We start from the raw sequence: 18,833 nt of genomic DNA on the forward strand, positions 1-18,833 counted from the left end.
TGCGCATGAAACAATTTCGTCCGGCGACCAAACAATTCAGCTATCTCCGCTTAGCCTTGATCGGCCCCGCGGGGTCCGGCAAGACCTATAGCAGCCTGCGGATTGCCACCGCCTTGGGGGCCCGGGTGGCCGTGATTGACTCGGAACGTGGCTCGGCTTCCAAATATGCCGATGAGTTTGCCTTTGATGTCCTCGAACTCGAGACGTTTGCGCCGCATGAATATATTGAGGCGATTCGGGCGGCCGTGGCGGGCGGCTATGACGTGCTGATTATTGATTCGCTGTCGCATGCCTGGGCGGGCAAAGGTGGTGTCCTGGACATGCATGATGCGGCCACCGCCCAAGAACGCGGCGGCAATAGCTATACGGCCTGGCGGACCGTCTCGCCCGAGCATAACAAGTTAATTGAGGAAATTCTGCACGCCCCGGTGCATATCATTGCGACGCTGCGGTCGAAAATTGCCTATGTGCAAGAAAAAGACGACCGGGGCAAAACGGTGGTGCGCAAGGTCGGCATGCAACCGATTCAGCGCGAGGGGCTGGACTTTGAATTTGATGTGGTGGGCGATCTCGATCAGACGAATCGGCTGGTGATTACCAAGACGCGCTGCCGGGCGCTGGCGCAAGCGGTGATTCGCCAACCTGGGGATGAGGTGGCGCGGACCTTAAAAGCCTGGTTGAGTGATGGCCCGCCCGCGCCGGCCCGGTTGACTGACGATCAGGTCAAAGCCTTGTGGCAGGCGGCCCGACACCGGGGTCTCAATGCCGACGGGTTGCGGGCCTTCTGTAACACCCTCCTCGGCACGCAGTATGCGACGCCGCGGGAGGTGCTCTCAACGGATCTTCCGCGGGTGTTAGCAGCGTTGGCAGATGACACAGCCCCCGCCCGGTCCTCCTAATGACGCAAAAAAGGGCACCACCCGGGATAAAAACTCGGATATAGCCAAGGCTGCCGCAATTCCGCCCAAACTTCCTACTCACCACATTGCAACAATGACCCACCACCCAAGCCTATTAAGCTACTCCTTCGGGGTACGTGTAGCTGTGGCCGAGAACCCCTCTAAAACCACAGACATCCTGCGGACGCTGGCCACCCCGAGGATATAGTAAAACTAGCATTGCTCCAACGAAATGACCTACCGCTCAAGGTGTTGGGCGTCTTGGCTCGAAGTAATAGAGAGGAAGTCAAGCAGGCCATGAGAGACCCACACATTACCGAACAAATGCAGGTGCTTGTAGGACTGTTAGCTTAGTATTGTGACTAACACCTGGATTCCCTCGGCAAGTTCATGAAATTAGGGGTGATGCAACACAATATTAGGAATATTGCATGCAGGATGGAGTCTCATAGAAGTTCTAGGTCTTGTTTTAAATCTGCAACGCGAGAACTATCTTTCGCCTGAATCCAATATTCCTCACACTTCGACAAGATAACCAATGCCTCTCGGCGATGTCCAAGCTGCCCACGGATGATCCCCACGTTTTGCATAGCCAACCAATACTCTGCAGATGGCTTGTGGTAAGTAGCGACCGCTAAGTCAGCATTCGTGTACGCCTTCTGCCATGCGTTGGTTCTTCCATAAACAGCTGATAACCCATGGTGTATGAACGCCGCCACGGGTTGCGTCTTAATCTTGAAATTAGCAGGAATGCACTCCAAAACGTCAATATATTGCTGTTCGGCTTGGTAAAAATCTCCTTGGCGTAACAAAGCAGAAGCAGTTCCAATGCCGGCGCGAACACGAATGTCTAGCGGGGGAGCGAGTGCCATGAGGGTTTTGCCCCAACTCACTGCCGATTGCCATTGTCCACGTTCAAACAAGATCCGTTGAAGCTGATATCCGAGATGGAGTGCCCATTCATTTTTGCCTTGACCAAGAAGCCACATAATCGAAGACGTTAGCCATGACACATCTACCTGTGTCATACCAGTGTTAATGAGGCGAAGCACACGGTGGTAAATCTCGTAGGCAAGGGCAGTATCGTGGCCCGAGATGGCGTCCCACCACAACTGTTCCAGTTGTTGAAGAGCAACGTTTACTTGCCCATGCCCAACCAAATCGTCTGTGAAAAGCAGTTGCGAGCGATTGCGAACTGGTTCATCCGCAGTTTCCAACAGTTTACTCACAGAGATTTTTACTCGTTTTGCTAATTCAACAACGAGTTCTACAGGAGGCGATACTTTGTCTCGTTCAAAGAGGCTAACGTATGACCGATCACAAAGATTTTCGCTGACTTCCTGTTGGGTAAGTCCGAGAGCCAACCTAGCAGCCCGAAATTTTGCCCCTATTTTCACGTGAATTTTCTCCTTCGATTGTGGTAAATATTCACCTCGTGAATGTCTATTGTTTGATAACATATCAAAAAATCATAAATATCACAATTAGTTAATCGGGAGGAATATTTATGAAATTGGCTTTACGGAATGCATTATTGGTTTTAGCTCTTGGCTGGATGTTTTCGTCGATTAACTATGGTGTCATGGGTAACCCAAGTCAGTCACAAGTTGCCGTTGCATCCAGCACACCACTACATCAAGGCTTGACTGATCCCGGCTCCCCGTAACGCGAGACTTCTAAACGTCATGGAGATACAAGACACAAGTGGTAAGGGGACAACACGGAACTGTTCCTGGCAGCGAGTCCCCAACCAACGTGAACGAGACACATAACCATGCCAGAATTTCTATCGGCGAAAAACAATGAGCGTTGGATCAGCCTCGTTCAACAGGGAAATCTTGCTGGACTCAGAAGCATTCGAAGGATTTTAGCCAAATATACTGCCAATCAAAACATGGTTCGTATGGATGAATTAATCGCACTGTGTGAAGAAGATATATCAGCACGGTTGCTGTTGTCGTCTTCATACTTTTCCCGGTGGATAAGCATGATGGCCACGGGGTTAATGAAAAGAGACTTATCACGCGTTGTAAATTTGGTCTCATATGCTCACTGGTTCTACGCTTTAGTGGTCGAAGGGGGTAAGATTAGTACCATTCCCACCCTTACAATTGCGACACGCCTTCATGAAGACGCGGGATTAAAGAGGGAGGATGTGCTTGAGGCCCAAAGGGAAACTCGACTCTTAAAGACCTTTTCTTTGGGCGCGCGGCAGAATCCATGGCTGGAAGACTATGTTAGTGAACTAAACCAAAGAGACCCGATACCTCCCTACCCGAAAGACATTATTGGCCTCATTCCCTATGACGATGAAACAGTGCAAGCGCTCAATAGGGCTCTTGTAGTGATCAAAAATTCCTCCGATACATTCTACGACGACTGTCTAACGTTTTTAAAGGAGATAGTCGTGGTAGATTGCAAATACACCGCCAATTTTACCGATAAGGCGTTTTTCGGAGTAATTTTCTTGTCCGCAAATTTCGCCGCTCTTGATGGCGCCAATTTGACAGCGGAACGCATTATTCATGAAGTTGGCCACATTAAGCTTAACGCCATAATGGTGAGCGAACGTCTACACTTTGCACCAGCCGACATAAAACTAAAATCACCATTGCGACGGGACCCACGCCCCGTCGACGGCGTCCTCCACGCCGCTTATACCTTTGCCAGGATAAGCAGATTTTGGGCGAGTCTTACTCCACACCATGATCAACGTTATGAGGCTGTATGCAATATTGTCAATCAGTGCATTGATCAGTTAAGCACTGTCGATCACTACCTTACGGATGCCGGGCGAAGGCTATTGGATGAGATACATGGCTGCTCCGCGACACCTAGGACGGAGGGATTATAAGTTGACTGAAATTAGACTTAAGCCAAGTACGGCGGTCTTCCCAATAGGGGAATGGATATTTATCGCACATCAACGCGGAAAATGCAAAGTCCCAATCGATATGAAGGATGAGGTGCGCGACATTTGCCGCGGCATAAGTACAGAAAAATTAACACATGGTCACCGAATCTTGGTGAGGATATTGAAGGAAAGGGGGTTGTTGGACGAACACATAACACCGCCACGAGAAATCAGTCCCAGATTCGAGCGGCTTATCTCATACTTGGCAAGGTTTGAACCAGAGCAGGATAGGATGTCCTCGTTCGGCAAACTCCAAAGCACGCGGGTATGCGTCGTTGGGCTTGGCGGACTAGGCACGTGGATGGTTCAATCGTTGGTTATGTTGGGAATAAGACGACTCATATTAATTGACGGTGACGCAATAGAAATATCTAACTTTAATCGTCAACTGTTCTGGCGCGAAGAAGATATTGGTCGGGCTAAAGTAGAGGTCGCCGTTGAAAGATTGCACCAATGGGATCCTAGCCTAGAGATTGAGTCTCATTTCCAATACATCACCTCGTCTGAGGTGGTACGGCAAATTTTATTGGAAACCGGACTTAACAGTATCGTGTGCAGATCAGCCATTGTGGTACATTCGTCGTTGGATCAACGAGGCGTGCATATCACTAAATATTCCGTTTGTAGTAGTGGCGGGTTCGAAGGTTGGGCCGCTGGTTGTGCCGGGTCAAACCGCATGCATAGAGTGTCAATGGACGCAAGTAAAAAGAGATTACCCTCAGTACGAGAGGGATTTAAATGCCTGTCTATCAATACCGCAGCCGGTCCGAGGTTCACTTGTATCGGAGCCAATGTCGACTGTGGGAGCTGCGTCCTGGGATATATTCAGATTTGTGACCGGAGTAGAGTTTCCGCGTTCCATGGGTGCCGAGCTTGTGCTTTCTAATGCTTCGTCAGAACTACACCCTATCACAAAAGACCCTCGTTGTAGTGTGTGCGGAAACCTACGTATGAAAGGAGGTGATTAGGCACATGGATTCACGCATGGAAAACGAACTGACCGAAGCCGACAACCGAGATCTCTTCGTACTGACAGAAGACGATCAGGCAGCGCTCCAAGACTTCGGAGCTCAACTCCTGTGGGAGTACAACTACGTCGAGTAATAAGAATGCCCGGGGGACGCGCCAGCGTTTCCCGGGTACCTTAGAAAAGGAGACAGTGCGCCTTGATAAGGTCCAACAGGACGTACTTTTATCTGCTATTAACGGGATTGTGGCTGACAACAATAGGGAATGGAATTTTTAGCATTGGTGCCATTTGGTCTCTCAGTGGTCGGAGTCCAACCGACGTCGTCTTGTTTGGCATTATTGGAGCGCTGCCCATGGCAGTGGTTAGTTTATTCGCGGGGACAATCGTGGATCGCACTCCGAAACTGAAAGTACTAATTATCAGCGACGTGACTTGCATGTTCCTTACGCTTATAGCAAGTCCTTTTGCGGCAACTCAGTATACCAGTATGGCTTTAATTGGGTTGAATGCGATGCTGACAGTCTTTAGCTTGACATATTATCCAGCGCTGAATGCGTCTATCCCGCTCATGTCCGATGAGAAGCAAAGGATTTCGTTTAACTCACATTTGTATTTTGCCATCGGGTCAGGCAGATTCGTCGCCCCTTTATTAGGCGGGTGGATCGTTGCCTATTTAAGAACACCATATATCTTGATTATTGATTCAATTTCATTCGCGGCTTCTGCCATCGCTGCTTTCATCGCTTTTCGCGGCATGAATATTCGCGAAACGCCCCCGGGCAAAAAAGCTCCACAGAAAAAGAGCGTCTTGATTTCAAGCATAGAGGGCTTGTCATACCTGCGAAGTGATAGGCCATTGTTGTTATTTGTGTTGGCTTTTCCATTTATTGAGGCAGTCGAAGCAGTTTTCCCGTTGGGCGTACCTCTAGCGCTTCGACAGTATCACTTGAGCTCACATATCTACGGTGTAATAATGTCTTGTTTGGCTTTTTCGTTGATTCTGGGTACCATCCTCTCGAGAGTGAAAGCCCTAGCGGTCTCATATCGCAAATACTTGTCCGTAAATTTTTTGATTCAATCTTTGGGGATGCTTGTCATAGCTTCTGGTTGGCTGCTCTCTTTGCTTTTGGTATAAAGATTCTTGGATTTGGAGATCAAGTTCGAGACGGAACCAAGGCCAAATTGGTACAGCCAACATATTGGCAGCCGCTCCTAGTCCAGACTTTCTGGCGCTTGTTTATGTAAAGGACCATGTGCCATTTGTCAGACTGGTAGACCACGTCAACACTACGGGTACGGACACGCCGCTTTCACTCTCGATAATCAATGATCTATGTTGGTATAGCGAGACCGTTCTAGCCATCACGGGAATTTACGAAGTTAATAGCAGTATAGTGTTTATAGACGTCATAACCAAAAGGGCAACAGAGGTTGCATACAATGGTACAATTTCGGCATTGGCCGTGTCGGAGTCTCGACTGTACGGAATTGCTTCGTCGGCCATTTCCCCTCCTGTACTCACAGAACTCTATCCGCAAGCCAACGTTGTTTCGACGAAAACCATCCGAACGCACTACTACACCGACAACCCCAGCATTGTAATACCCGGTTCAAATCAAAACTTGGTTATTTTCCTTCATGGTGGACCGATCGGCTGTTGGCACAACACATACAACCCCATCGCAGAGGCTTTATCAAGTCAAGGTTTTCATGTTATCCTTTTCAATTCCTCGGGTAGCAATGTCGGTGGTAAAAGTCGGTTCCTTGCTGCGGACTATGGGAGGGTAGATTTGCACGAGTTGTTCCAAGCTTTTTGTGAAATGACCGAGGATTATCCAACCAGTGCGATTCACATCGTTGGGGATAGTTACGGAGGGTATCTGGCATGGTTGTTTGCAATCCAGATGCAAAAACTCCCACGCAGAATTCGTTCACTTGTGATACTGAATGGATTTATGTCACCGGATGATCTCCAATCGGACAACCCAGCTGTTCGTGTGTTGAAGAAATGCCTTCCGAATCCGGCATTTCGGAGACCGGATGTAGACAAGATTCTATTTGTGACCTCAAGGAATGATAGGCTCATATGTTCTGTCGGCATTGAATTAAATTGCTCAACCATGGGCATCCCTTGCAAAGTCATGAATTCCGGTCATCAGATTTCGGATACGTAATTAGTTATGGAGTTGGCCGAAACTGTGGTCGACACCCTACATAACAACTGAAGAAGGAGTGTTCAAAGTGTCGGAAAACTTCGATGTGGTAATTATCGGAGGCGGCCCCAGCGGTGCGTCATCAGCATTATTACTGGATCAATTTGGGTATAAGGTGTGTCTTGTCGAAAAAGATGAATTTCCTCGATTTCACATTGGAGAGTCGTTATTATCCATGTCCGCGGTTGGGGGTTACCGGGCTGTTATCAGGCACTGGAAACGATTCGCCTTCAGGTGCTTTATGCGTGGATTCAAGTGTTGCGGCGACGAAGCCAGCGCACCCGCCTCATGGTGGCAAGATAATCGGGGAGCCGGATGTGATGCGGTAATCCCGCACGTCCGGTTCTGAAGGGGTTCGCGGCCCAAGAGAAACTCGCTAAGAACAGCCAAGCCTCGAGGCCGCATTCTACCTACCTAATCCCTATGCGGGCTACGAAAAGGGGAGCGTTGAGAATAAGGTGGGTTATTATCGCCGGAATCTCCTCGTCCCCGTGCCGGTGGTTCCCGACTTGGTCGCCTTCAATCACCAGTTACGAGCGCGCAGCGAAGACGATTGGGACCGGTCCCACTATAAGAAGGGGAACGCGATTCGCACGCTCTTTGCGGCGGACCGCGAGGCGTTGCGGGCTCTCCCCCCGCAGGCCTTCGCGCCGTATCGCTATACTCCAGTGCGCACCGACCGACAAGGCCGTTTTTGTTTGGAAGGCCAACACTGGTATTCTTCCGCACCGGAGTATGCCCAACAAGCCTTGATTGTGCGCGTCGGGGCCCATTCGGTCGAACCCTTGGCGGCCGATGGCCGCCTGTTGACGCGTCACGATCGCGTCTATGGTCCCCACCGATCCGACTCTCAGGACTACCGTACCACGATTTATCGCGTGGCGCAAAGGCCGGGCGCCTGGCGCAATAGCCCGCTCCGGTCGGGCTTACCGGAAGCGGTGCGCACCGCCTTGGACAGCGCCGGGCGCACGGATCTCCAAGCCGCCCTGGAAGGATTAGCGCATTGTACGGAGCGATGGGGGTTTGAGCACGCCGTCCGTGCGCTAGAAGAGACGGTGGCAGCCGGTCGCATCCAAACAGCCGATATTGTGGCCATGGCCCGGCGGATCGCGCTCGCGCCGGACTCTACCCCGTCTCCCGTCGTCGATTTGCACCCGTACGATGCCTTGCTCGAAAGGCGGTCCGCGCCATGATGCTCTCGAAAGCGCGCCGCACGCGCCGCGAGGTCATTGCCAGCTACTGCAAGCGGCTGTCGTGGAGTCAAACCGCCGTCACCCTCTGTGAACAGGCGACGCCGTTGCAGGAAGTCTTCCTGGAGCAGGTCATGGCCGCGGAGTTGGCCAACCGGGAAGTGGGGCGCCGCGCCCGCCTGTTGTCGCGCGCGGGATTTCCCGCGCACAAGACGTTGGCGGAGTTTGATCGTCAGGGGGTTCGCTTACCGAGCGTGTTGAGCTGGGCGGATCTCGAACACGGGACGTTTATCGCGGATCACCGCAATCTCGTGTTTTTTGGAGGCGTGGGCTTGGGGAAATCGCATCTGGCCATCGCCTTAGGGATGGCGGCCTGTGACCGGGGCCAGATCGTGCGCTTTTTTACGGTGACGGGTTTAGTCGTGCGCCTCACCGAGGCGCTGAAGGCCGGAACCTTAGAACGCGTCTTCATGGAGTTGCAGCGCACAGACCTCCTCATCCTGGACGAATGGGGGTATTTACCCATCGACCGGGAAGGGGCCCAATTGCTGTTTCGGGTCGTCGCGGACAGTTATGAAACCCGCAGTCTCATTCTCACCACAAACTTGGAATTTTCCAAGTGGGGAGCGGTGTTCACGGATGACCAAATGACGGCCGCCATGATCGATCGTCTCGCCCATCACGGACACTTGCTCCTCTTCGAAGGGGAAAGCTATCGCATGCAGCACGCGTTAATGAGGGAGTCGTAATCACGATCACAGCGTTACGGCCATACCATCTTCTACCATAATTGCCAAATAAAAATCCCCATAGCCATGGGGATTTTTATTGGCAAGAATGAGGATTTTTTCGGCTCTCCCGCACTTTTGCTGAAAGATAGGCAGAATGGGAGCATGGTCCTTGCCGTGTGGTTCGAATGGTGCCGAATAGGTCGACGAGGATCTCGTCAGCCCCTCTCGGTGCGGCCCATGACGGTGGAAGTTCACGCGCTGCCGCCGTCTATCCCAGGGCAACGCCGAGTCCCCATGGATTGTTTAGCGTTGTCCTACGATTGGTTGTGTAAAATGCGCGCCCGTAACAGATCGAAATCGGCCCGACCAAACATGACGCGCTTGAGATACTTGATCTGGGTATTAAATCCCTCAGTCATTCCTTGGCTCCATGATTCTGTCAGACCCGCGTGCACCGCCGCCCAATCGGCCTCGAGCCCCTTGGCAAACCGCACGATCTCCGGAATGGCACTCGCCTTGGCTCCCCGAATCCAGGCCGCCAAGGCTTGTCCATGCCGATGGGTCACCATCGTGTGAAATTGATGGACTAAGGTCCAGACCTGGCGATAGACGGGCGAGGCAGCCATCAGGTGACTCAAGAGAGTGGTCGCACTGCGCGGCCACGCCGGGAAGGGCACCATAAACCAGGCGACCCACGTCCGCCGGGTTATCCGACGACGAGGCGGCGAAGCTGCCGTCTTATCTTGGGTGCGCCGCTGGCGCAGCCAGCGGGTCACGGTCGACGGGCTCACCGGATGACCGGCGTCATGTAAAGCGGCGGCCACCGCTTTCGCGGTTCGCGTGCCGTCAGCCCAAAGCCGTTCCAGGAGTGGAGTACACGTATCCAGCATATGAGGGGACGAAGCGCGGTCGGAGGTCACCGGGGCATCCTGTGCGTCGAGATATTTGCGGATCGTTTTGCGATCATAGCCGGTACAGCGTGCGATTTCGGCGACCCGGTAACCCGCGCTCGCGAGTGCGTGAATCTCGGCGTAGCGTTCCTGTTGGTGCATCACCCCCCGAGGGAGAGAGGTGGACGAGTCGCTGAGAGGGTTCGGCGCGGTGGGAGCCCGAATCGGCGGAGGAACGCGCGTGACGACGTCCTGGATCGCGTCGCTCAGATTCTCCAACAGGTGCCACCGATCCGCAATCTGCCGGGCGCCCGGCGCCCCGTCACGAATCGCTTTCCCATAGCCTTTCGCCCGGTCGCGGCTCACCACCGTGATGCCGGGATGGGCAATGAGCCATTGGGCTACAGTTTCTGGCTGGCGGTCGGGCAGCACATCGACGATATGATGCCGTTCGAGATCGACAATCACGGTGGCATACGTGTGCCCTTTCCTCAGCGCCCAGTCGTCAATGCCGACCACGCGGGGGGCCTCCCATACTGGATCCGGGGCGGTCCGTAAAACCCGAAGAATCGTGGTAGCGCTGACCTTGACACCGTCTTTCAACACTAATCGGGCTAAGGCTTCCGCGCTGAGGTGCCAGCCCCAGTCCTCTATCCGATCTGTCAGATCCATGGATCGCCGGCCGTAGGCCGGCACCCAGGGATCCAACCGTTCGCAAAAAATCTCGCAGTCGCAGGACGGATTGCGACAGCAAAAGCGGCGGACCTTGAGTTCCACACGCACGGGGAATCCGCGCCACAGTCGATCGCTGACGGTGCGCCGATAGTGGCTCTGGATCTGATCGGCAGCCTGTCCGCACCCAGGGCAGAGACCGGTCGGTGTCGTCCGGGTAAAATGCAGTATGATTGTCGGCCCCTCGTCGGTAATCTCGGTACACCGTGCACCCGGAATTTTTGGTAAAATATGCATGGGACATGTTCTCTCCTTGTCAAGGGGGTTGGAAGCATGTCCTCTTCTTCGACCATCAACCGCCAAATTCCTCCTGATCAGCAAAAGTGCCGGAGAGCCATTTTTTCTTGACAATACACAGATGCCATCAGCATGAGTGGCCTTGGCGTCATCGTGGACTATGCCGTGTTTATTATCAGCCGCTATCCCCAGGAGCAGATGCGGGATGAGACGCCCGTGGCTATCCAACGCGCCTTGACGACGTTGGGGCGGGCGGTATTTTTTTTCTGGTCTGGTGCCGTCAATCTAGGCCTTTGAGCATAGGGTTTCATATGGTTGGACTCTGAGGAAAAAGCGACAGAAATCCACCGTTTTACTTGGTGATTTCGTTCACAGGAATAATAATCGAGGGCCATATGACCCTTTTTACGCGGGCCAGAAGTTCCTAGTAGTGGGGTTGCGACTAGAAAATAATAAATTGAGATTCGGTCCACTGTGACAGGTGTTGTTCTGTCATGCTTCGCGAATCCATCTCCCATCTTGGTCCTGACACATGAGCCGTACGATTAAGGAGGCCTATGATGAAAAAAGTTGCGATTATTTCGAGTGCTGGTGATATTGAGGGTGCATACAAGACGCTGAACGTCGCCAATGCGGCGGCGGCGATGGATGCTGAAGTTAGTGTATTTTGCACCTTTGGGGGCCTACAAATGCTTATGAAAGATCCCCAATATCCGCTGAGTCCCGGTATGGAACCCTTTAAAGAACGCGCTGCCACCTTGCCTTCGATTAAAGAATTACGCGAAATGGCTATGGATATGGGCGTGAAATTCATTGCTTGCCAGATGACCATGGACTTGATGGGCATTGGTCCCGAGCAACTGATGGATGATATTGTGACGGCGGGTGCCGCAACCTTTATGGAAGACGCTCTCGACGCGGATAGCACGGTGACCTTTTAATCAGTATTCGTAGGGCAAGGGAGAAAGGAGGCAGGTACGGTGGTCGTAGCGACGCGGGAACAGCAAACCCTCCACGAAAATTGGACTAGCGATTTGCTGGAATCAGTGACCGACCGGATGGACAACCCCGAAGTGCTTGATGGCGTGGGGAAAATGCTGGAAATGCTGGGCATTATGAACGAAAGTGGCATCTTAGATATTGTCGTGACCATGATGCAATTTGCGGGATTGATGCCGGATGCCGATCCCGCTGACGTGGTGGATAAGCTGTGGAGCTATTATGAGACCCATGCGGATTGGGTTCAAGAATTACAGTCAGTGCAAGTAGACAACTTGCTGAGCTTGACCAAGTCCCTGAGCAATCAAGCGATTACGGAACCCACAAATGCGTTGCTGAAGGCCTTTGTACAAGCCGGGGCACTGCAACAGTTGGTCGATACAATGGGTCAACCCGAAGTGTTGGAGGCCTTGCCCAAGATGTTGGACATGGTAGGTCGGCTCCAAGAACATGGGCTGCTCGACACCGTCCTATTAGGATTAGAGTATTTAGATGCGTTGCCTGAAGCGGCTGATGGAATGCAGGCGGCGGACCGATTGGGGCAGTGGCTTGAGCGTTCTCAAATTGTTGATACGGCTGCCGCGACCAATTGGGCCAATCTGATCACGGTGACACAAATAGCCAGTGGAGATGCGATGGTGCAGGTGCTGCGTTTGGCGGTGCAACTCCTAGAAGAGGTACCGCAAGACACGTTCTCCCGCTTGATTGGCATTACCGGACAACTCTTGACCATGCTAAGCGACATGCATGCCTGGGATTTAGTGCAGGACCTCTTAAACATGGTGCAGAAGGTCAAAGACGCCGTTGATTGGTCCGCGTTATTCCCGGGCCTGATGGGAACGGATGGTCATCTCAACTGGCCCGGTATGGTGAAAGTGATTCAAAATGTGGCTGAAGAGAACAAGCGAAAAACATCAACCTTTGGAGGTATGAAGGGGATGATGGCGCTGATGCGCGACCCCGATGTGCAAAAAGGGATGCACTTTGCTATGAGTCTCGCTGGCCAACTCTCCCATTTCGCTTTGTCCGGGGGCTAACCAAAAAGCTCACATGGATTGGTGTTGCAAGCAGAAAGAGGGCCCATGCAATTAACGGGCCCTCTTTGGGTTGTTAAGACGGATCGCTGTCTAGGGGATGGGCAAAACCTTGAGGGCTTGTAGGGCCACGCGGCGTCGGTGAATGAGCCGGAAGTGCGGTGGTAAACTGGGCTGTGGTCATAGGGAGCACCGCCGTGGGGCCGATTGTCGTCACTTGCGTATTAAGCACTGTGTCCGGTCCTACGCCGACGTCGAGGGTGGCTCCCCCATTAGCCGTGTGTGTTGATGAGAGGGACCAGGCATGAATTTGATAATAACCTGCGTCCGGGAACGTGAGCGTTAAAGACGCTTTTCCGTGGACGAGCATGACATGGTCTTGCCACCCTAGCGGCAGTTGCGTCCCTTGCGGCGCGACTAACTGCAATGCGATGGGCTCGTTAAACGTCGGATCGGTTTGTAGCGCAACGGTTTTGGCCTCTATCGTCAGCGTCATACGTTGTCCAGGTTGAGCCGCTTGCGATTCACTAGGTTTATTGGTGATTTCTAAGGTATCGACGGGCACGTTAGGTAGACTGACCTTTGAAATCGGATGCGTCGACTGAAAAACTGAGAAGAGGTCATTCGCTTGCGCATCGCGGGCCGTGAGCGGTGGCAACTGCCAAAGGTGTTCCATAAAAGCTAAAATGGACACATTGGATGTCAATGCATCGTCTAATCCGGGTTTGACCCAAGGCGAAATGATTACCATGGGCGTGCGCGTTCCATATCCATAGCGATAGTTTTGGGGAGGACTGACATGATCATAATACCCGCCGCCTTCATCATAGGTGATGAAAATGGCGGTCGATTTCCACTCAAGACTCTGCATCAAGGCCGTGACAAGTTGTCCCATCCAGGCATCACCTAACGAGATTTCGGTAGGCGGATGTTCACTATAGAGCCACGTGGGGACGACAAATGAGAAAGACGGGAGATGGTTCGATACCACGTCGTTCATAAAGGTGTTGAGGTTATGCACGTGGGCGTTCCACTCGGCCGAATTCTGATAAATCGGGGTGTACCATAACGTATTCCAATGGCGGACAAACCCTAAGCCATTTTGCGCGTCATTGCGAGATACGTAGTCGCCTTGAAAAATGCCCCAAGATTTCCCATGACTCGCGAGATCTTGGTATATGGTGGGAAAGGAAAATGTAAAATTCGGCGGGCTGTCCGAAATCCATCCACCTGCCGTACCGGCAATGGCGTATTCTCGATTGGGCTGGGTGGGTCCTGTAGCGGGTTGGAAGTTGTCTTCCGCCAAGACAAAGTGTTGGGCTAATTGCCATTCGTTAGGGATATTGGCGCGGCCAAATTCGGTAATGGCAGCTAGTCCGTTATCAGGATACACGGTGTAATAATTCATTTCGCCGTTGTGCATCATCATGATTTCCGGGGCCCGGTTATGGTTAATGTCCACGGTGTCGCCGACATTGCCCGGTGCGTTCATAGGGGAAACGCCTGGCGCTTCGTAGTTTGTGTCGGGATTAGGCAGGGTAAGATTAGAGGGCAATCCGTTGGCATTGGGAAAGTGGCCAAAGAGGTTATCAAACGTGTGATTCTCCAACATAATTTCCACCACGTGGTGGATAGGAGGAGCGCTTGAAGACGGCGCGTTAACAGACGCCGCATATTGGGGTGGGGAGCTCCAAAAACTAATCAGCAACCCTGCTATACCAGTGGCCGCGGTTAAAGCCCAAACGCGGCGACGAACACGTTGCATGGACGGATCATCCTTTCCTATGGAAATACGTAGGGTAGATGAGGGGAATCCTTTGAGAGCATACGAAAAGTCTGTGATCTTGCCATGGAGGATTCATGAAAATTTCATGAATAATTGGTAATAAGTGGAACGGATATAAAAAGCAGGCGCGGAAATAGAACGCCTGCTCTTGTGCTTCAGCCTTTCAAGGTCTCGGTTGTTCGCCGTTACGCGGTGAGACCATGAGTTTTGAGGAGATTGATCGCCGTATTTCTGTCGATCACCCCAACATGCACAACTTGATTGTTGATAATGGTACTTGGAACACTGCGAATATATAGTTTCACCGCCAACTCGCGGCCTTCCAACGTCCCGACATCCACCTCCCGTACCGTGAATTTATACTCATCGGCGAGTTGTTTCCATTGCCGAATCGTAGCGGGACATGTACGGCACCACTGGGAGGTCGCGACAATGACTTCGGGCATAGGACTCGCCTCCTTAGCTGCACCGCATACATTGAATTTTGTCGCGAACAATCTTTTCCCGGTACAGACGCAAAGCCTCATCGCCCGTAACCAGATGATGCAAGTCTTGCTGCGGATCATACGATAACTTTGCAATCCATGCTGCACCGTAGGGATCAATGTTCAACAGTGCAGGTTCTTGCAATAATGTGGCATTGGTCTCCACAATCGTACCGGAAACTGGGCAGACCAACGGGCCTGCCCACTTGCCACTTTCCAGCGATGCTAAAGACTTCCCTTGCTCAATCACTGCACCAACCCGTTTGGGACGAACAAAGAGAATACGAGAAGGAGTTCCTCGGGGCGGTGGCCAAAGGCGATGCCAATCAACTGGGTATAATACATGACAGGGAGTTTGGCAGTATCCCCTACCATGCCGACTGCACGAAACTGCAGTGCGTCAAGTCCGCCAGCGCATTTGGGGCACATGAGAGCCAAAACGTCTGCACCACTGGTCTTGGCGGTCGATAAGATGCGACCCGTGAGTTTTCCAGAAATTCTTTCATCGGACAGAAGATTTTTCCCGCCGCAGCAGGTGGTCTCGGCCCGGTGTTCGACCACGGTGGCGCCAAGGGCGGCCATTAAGTCATGCATAAAGTGGGGATGTTCTGTGTCTTCGCCAGCAATCTGCACAGAGCTAACCATTTTGGCAGGCCTTTGATACAAGCAGCCATAGTAGGGAGCGACGCGTAACCCAGTCAACGGCACCTTAACATGTTTGGCAATCGTGTCGAGCCCTACCACGTTGACCAGGTACTCCAGTGTGTTGCGCACCGTGGGCTGCTCTTTAATGAGAGGCTCGTCAGCATCCTTCAGCATGGCCTGAATGTCTTCCAGATTCTTGCCGCCCTTTTGGACGGCGTACGCGGTCCGAGATAATTCGTGGTAGCAGACATTACACGAGACCATGACCTCGGTTTCCCCTTGATTAATGAGGTGTGCCAGATTGCGCGCGGGTAAAAAGTGACTTTTGATGCCTTCCCCTTTGAGTTCTCCTGCGCCGCAACACGAGTAATCCTCCACGTCCACCAAGGTCATGCCCAAGTCTTCCGCGATGACGCGTGTGCTGACATCATATGCCCGGTCGATGGTTTTCAACGAACATCCGGGAAAGTACGCAGTTTTCATCTCATATGCCTCCTTAGTGTCTGACGGAATTCTTGGCCTATGCCCTGGCCGAATCGGTCAAGACAAAACGGCTACGGTTCCAGTGGCGTGGCCGCCCAATCAACAAGGTTTTAATGGCGCGTCCGTCCTTCAGCATTTTGACCGCTGCTTGGCGCAGGTCCGGACCAAACAATTCTTTTTGACGACCGAGTTTGCTTAAGAATTCGGCCTGCAAGCGCGGCAAGCTAAGGCGTCCATACGTTTCCAGTTGATGACGGTAAGCCTCGTGGTTAGCGCGGTAGGCAGGATCCATCTTTTCGGGAACTTGCGTGCGCAACCACTGGCCAATGGACTCAATGACTTCGGCCGTATTGACTTCCTTTGGACAGTGATTGGTGCAGATATAGCAGCCAACACACCTCCAGATCACGTCAGCATTTTTGATGAGGTCGTCTTTGCGCCCGACACGGACCCAGTAGATGAACTGACGTGGATTAAACGCCGGAATCTCTTGCGCTACAGTGCATCCCGCGGTACACATCCCGCATTGAATGCAGTTGTCGATGCTTTCTCCGATGGCACTGGCGCGCACTTCGTCCCAAGAATCTAAATCTCGTTGAGAATGTACGCGTGTTTTGAGCATGGTGTTCCAGCGCCCGGAGATGTCAATGCCGTCCATGACCAGATTTTCTTCCTCCATGATTTGGTCATCTTCGAGCAACGAACGTTCAATAATACCAGAGCCTTTGGCCACTTTAGGGTCACCTCCTTAAAGTCGTTATGACTGCATCCACGAATCCGGAGCTTCCACTTCTTGCCCCGTGGGAACGGCCTCCGGCGGGATCGGCAGACCCAGAAGATAGCTGACGACGCCGAGGACAGTCGGAATGGTCGAGAAAATAGACTTAGACGTGGTGAAATACATCTTGTAAAGATAGTCTGCGTAAATGTACGCCAGAACTAAATCGACTGAGTACACGCCCCAGCGGTGCAATCCTTGGTCTTGCAGCACGCTGTCTAAGCCTTTAATCCGGGCAAACAATTCGGCGTAATTCGCACCATACGCATGAAATCGGTCATGCCCGTTAAGCCCCGGCTCATTCGTGAATTCGAGAAGATAGGGCAGAGCCCCGGTTGCGGTCTTCCACGAATAGACCCACTGCGGCCCCAATGGATATCGCCGCGGCGCGTAGAAATGAAGAAATTCAATGGCGAGGTCATGAGCCTGTTCTTTAGCCACCATGGGCAAACTCATCCCCAAGGCACGGATTTGGTCATCGACATCGTCATCCATTTCCAACAAGGTCACCAAGTAGAGCTTCACCTGACTGAGAGGCATTTGAGACTGGATGGTGGGCAATGCGCGCCGCCAGCTGCGAAGGCGCCGTAAGGCGCTTTCCCATTCGGCATCCGTTGTCATCGCAACGGACAGAGGATTGGCAATATGGTGCAAGAGCCGAGACGTCTGATTTAGTTCTTGGAGAGTCTCTTCCAACGGGATATGATCCAAGTTCTCTTGCACGCCGCGCCACGTCTCTTGCATTCTCGGGCTCTGGAGGCGCTCCATAAAGTCTTCAAACTCGCTCATACGACCACCTTCGTTTTCAGATACTGCATGACGGCAAGACTCGCCACGTCCCCTTCGGCTATGGCATCCTCAATCGCTTTCGGACCACTCGCACTGCCCGCCACGAACACCCCCGGTCGACTCGTGAGACTCGCATTTTTCATGGGTTCAGCTTGTTGCACAAAGCCGTGCGGCTCGAGGTCGATATGAAACTTTTGCGACAAGGTCCGAGTTCCCTGACTAGGTTCCATACCTGCGGCTAACACGACTAAGTCAAACGGCCATTCAAAGGGACCACGCACTAAGGTGTCTTCACCTTTCAAAACCGGCTGCCCATTTTTTTGGGTGACTTCCGCAATACGGCCTTTCACGTAGACGACCCCACTTTCTTCCTGAGACCGCCAATACAGAGTGTCTTCCCAAAGCCCATAGGTCCTAACGTCCATGTAAAACATGCTGATGCGTGCTTTCGGCAATTGTTCGCGAATTTCGATCGATTGCTTGGCAGAAACCGCACAGCAAACGCGGGAACAGTACGTATTGCCGACTTGCCGGTCTCGGGATCCGACGCAATAGATAAAGGCGACGGACTGCGGGACTTCGCCATTAGAAGGACGACGAATGGGTCCTTTGGCAAACATCTCTTCGAGTTCTGCCCCCGTAATCACATCCGGGAACAAACCATAACCGTATTTGCCATCACGGGTCGGATCGAAGTGATCAAATCCGGTCGCTAAGACGACCGCCTGTGCAACCATTTGTTGCGGTTTGGGGCCTTCGAGTTGGACTTGATAACCGTCACTCACTTCTTCTACCGTACCGACAGTCGTGTTGGTCAGGATTTTCACGTGCGCATTATTTTTAACCGACCCAACGAGCCGCTCGACTAATGCGGGACCGCTACTAAAGTCCGGCATCAAGACTTGGTATTGATGCTTTGCCACGGCGCCGCCGAGATAGTCATGCTGTTCGACCAAGGTCACATCAAATCCGAAATTTCCTAGGGTTGCCGCCGCTTGAAGTCCCGCCGGGCCCCCTCCGATGACGATCACTGAATGAGACATCTCGCAACCTCCTTG

General features: G+C 52.4%; 22 protein-coding genes. 13 read left to right on the forward strand and 9 right to left on the reverse strand.

Features of this window, described 5'->3' with window-relative positions; all coding sequences use genetic code 11:
- Window positions 1-5: 5 nt before the first annotated feature.
- A complete protein-coding gene (locus tag ORD20_RS08765; protein WP_103373953.1) occupies window positions 6-899 on the forward strand; it encodes an ATP-binding protein in 894 nt (297 codons plus the stop codon).
- Between the two features lie 446 nt (window positions 900-1,345).
- Here the strand turns inward: ORD20_RS08765 and ORD20_RS08770 are convergent, their stop codons facing one another.
- Window positions 1,346-2,296, reverse strand: coding sequence for a helix-turn-helix domain-containing protein (locus ORD20_RS08770; RefSeq protein ID WP_158246106.1), 951 nt, complete (start codon window positions 2,294-2,296; stop codon window positions 1,346-1,348).
- Between the two features lie 110 nt (window positions 2,297-2,406).
- Here ORD20_RS08770 and ORD20_RS08775 point away from each other — a divergent pair, with 110 nt between their 5' ends.
- The 9 genes from ORD20_RS08775 (at window position 2,407) to istB (ending at window position 8,935) form a co-directional block, all read left to right on the forward strand.
- Window positions 2,407-2,565 (forward strand): hypothetical protein, encoded by a 159-nt coding sequence (locus ORD20_RS08775; protein WP_430626103.1) that lies wholly within the window; start codon window positions 2,407-2,409, stop codon window positions 2,563-2,565.
- 108 nt (window positions 2,566-2,673) lie between these two features.
- Entirely contained in the window at window positions 2,674-3,753 is a 1,080-nt protein-coding gene (locus tag ORD20_RS08780; protein ID WP_103373955.1) for an aKG-HExxH-type peptide beta-hydroxylase, read from the forward strand.
- 292 nt (window positions 3,754-4,045) lie between these two features.
- Window positions 4,046-4,699 carry a ThiF family adenylyltransferase gene (locus ORD20_RS08785; RefSeq protein WP_369825221.1) on the forward strand — a complete coding sequence of 218 codons (654 nt, stop codon included), beginning with the start codon at window positions 4,046-4,048 and terminating at the stop codon, window positions 4,697-4,699.
- Window positions 4,700-4,785: 86 nt separating this feature from the next.
- A complete protein-coding gene (locus ORD20_RS08790) occupies window positions 4,786-4,917 on the forward strand; it encodes a hypothetical protein (RefSeq protein WP_255398080.1) in 132 nt (43 codons plus the stop codon).
- A 62-nt stretch (window positions 4,918-4,979) separates the two neighbouring features.
- Window positions 4,980-5,918, forward strand: coding sequence for an MFS transporter (locus ORD20_RS08795; RefSeq protein ID WP_430626104.1), 939 nt, complete (start codon window positions 4,980-4,982; stop codon window positions 5,916-5,918).
- Window positions 5,919-6,246: 328 nt separating this feature from the next.
- The gene (locus ORD20_RS08800; RefSeq protein WP_430626699.1) at window positions 6,247-6,957 is read left to right on the forward strand and encodes an alpha/beta fold hydrolase; all 711 of its coding nucleotides are present in this window, start codon (window positions 6,247-6,249) and stop codon (window positions 6,955-6,957) included.
- A gap of 85 nt (window positions 6,958-7,042) precedes the next feature.
- Complete coding sequence (locus ORD20_RS08805; RefSeq protein WP_430626700.1) at window positions 7,043-7,345, forward strand: NAD(P)/FAD-dependent oxidoreductase; 303 nt, start codon at window positions 7,043-7,045, stop codon at window positions 7,343-7,345.
- Between the two features lie 109 nt (window positions 7,346-7,454).
- Complete coding sequence (locus ORD20_RS08810) at window positions 7,455-8,189, forward strand: transposase (protein ID WP_242968166.1); 735 nt, start codon at window positions 7,455-7,457, stop codon at window positions 8,187-8,189.
- Entirely contained in the window at window positions 8,186-8,935 is a 750-nt protein-coding gene (gene istB / locus ORD20_RS08815) for an IS21-like element helper ATPase IstB (protein ID WP_103373960.1), read from the forward strand. Before ORD20_RS08810 ends, istB begins: the two co-directional genes overlap by 4 nt.
- 296 nt (window positions 8,936-9,231) lie before the next feature.
- Here istB and ORD20_RS08820 read toward each other — a convergent pair whose 3' ends face one another.
- Entirely contained in the window at window positions 9,232-10,776 is a 1,545-nt protein-coding gene (locus tag ORD20_RS08820) for an ISL3 family transposase (RefSeq protein ID WP_430626105.1), read from the reverse strand.
- A gap of 132 nt (window positions 10,777-10,908) precedes the next feature.
- Here ORD20_RS08820 and ORD20_RS08825 point away from each other — a divergent pair, with 132 nt between their 5' ends.
- From ORD20_RS08825 to ORD20_RS08835, 3 genes are all read left to right on the forward strand, one after another.
- A complete protein-coding gene (locus tag ORD20_RS08825; protein WP_242968205.1) occupies window positions 10,909-11,073 on the forward strand; it encodes an MMPL family transporter in 165 nt (54 codons plus the stop codon).
- A 260-nt stretch (window positions 11,074-11,333) separates the two neighbouring features.
- A complete protein-coding gene (locus ORD20_RS08830; RefSeq protein WP_103374110.1) occupies window positions 11,334-11,717 on the forward strand; it encodes a DsrE/DsrF/DrsH-like family protein in 384 nt (127 codons plus the stop codon).
- Between the two features lie 39 nt (window positions 11,718-11,756).
- Window positions 11,757-12,812, forward strand: coding sequence for a DUF1641 domain-containing protein (locus tag ORD20_RS08835; protein ID WP_103374109.1), 1,056 nt, complete (start codon window positions 11,757-11,759; stop codon window positions 12,810-12,812).
- A 73-nt stretch (window positions 12,813-12,885) separates the two neighbouring features.
- On the opposite strand, the gene ORD20_RS08840 is transcribed toward ORD20_RS08835, so the two are convergent.
- From ORD20_RS08840 to ORD20_RS08870, 7 genes are all read right to left on the reverse strand, one after another.
- The gene (locus ORD20_RS08840; protein ID WP_103374108.1) at window positions 12,886-14,574 is read right to left on the reverse strand and encodes a phospholipase C; all 1,689 of its coding nucleotides are present in this window, start codon (window positions 14,572-14,574) and stop codon (window positions 12,886-12,888) included.
- Window positions 14,575-14,780: 206 nt separating this feature from the next.
- On the reverse strand, window positions 14,781-15,041 hold the full coding sequence (locus ORD20_RS08845; RefSeq protein WP_158246124.1) for a thioredoxin family protein: 261 nt from the start codon (window positions 15,039-15,041) through the stop codon (window positions 14,781-14,783).
- A 13-nt stretch (window positions 15,042-15,054) separates the two neighbouring features.
- Window positions 15,055-15,330 (reverse strand): hypothetical protein, encoded by a 276-nt coding sequence (locus ORD20_RS08850; RefSeq protein ID WP_430626106.1) that lies wholly within the window; start codon window positions 15,328-15,330, stop codon window positions 15,055-15,057.
- A complete protein-coding gene (locus ORD20_RS08855; protein ID WP_430626107.1) occupies window positions 15,327-16,208 on the reverse strand; it encodes a CoB--CoM heterodisulfide reductase iron-sulfur subunit B family protein in 882 nt (293 codons plus the stop codon). Before ORD20_RS08855 ends, ORD20_RS08850 begins: the two co-directional genes overlap by 4 nt.
- Before the next feature lie 37 nt (window positions 16,209-16,245).
- Complete coding sequence (locus ORD20_RS08860; protein ID WP_103374104.1) at window positions 16,246-16,941, reverse strand: 4Fe-4S dicluster domain-containing protein; 696 nt, start codon at window positions 16,939-16,941, stop codon at window positions 16,246-16,248.
- A gap of 24 nt (window positions 16,942-16,965) precedes the next feature.
- A complete protein-coding gene (locus tag ORD20_RS08865; RefSeq protein ID WP_103374103.1) occupies window positions 16,966-17,775 on the reverse strand; it encodes a hypothetical protein in 810 nt (269 codons plus the stop codon).
- A complete protein-coding gene (locus ORD20_RS08870) occupies window positions 17,772-18,818 on the reverse strand; it encodes an FAD-dependent oxidoreductase (protein ID WP_103374102.1) in 1,047 nt (348 codons plus the stop codon). The genes ORD20_RS08865 and ORD20_RS08870 overlap by 4 nt, the downstream gene beginning before the upstream one ends.
- Window positions 18,819-18,833 lie beyond the last annotated feature (15 nt).

This window comes from Sulfobacillus thermotolerans (assembly GCF_039623705.1).
Taxonomy (GTDB): Bacteria; Bacillota; Sulfobacillia; order Sulfobacillales; family Sulfobacillaceae; genus Sulfobacillus; species Sulfobacillus thermotolerans.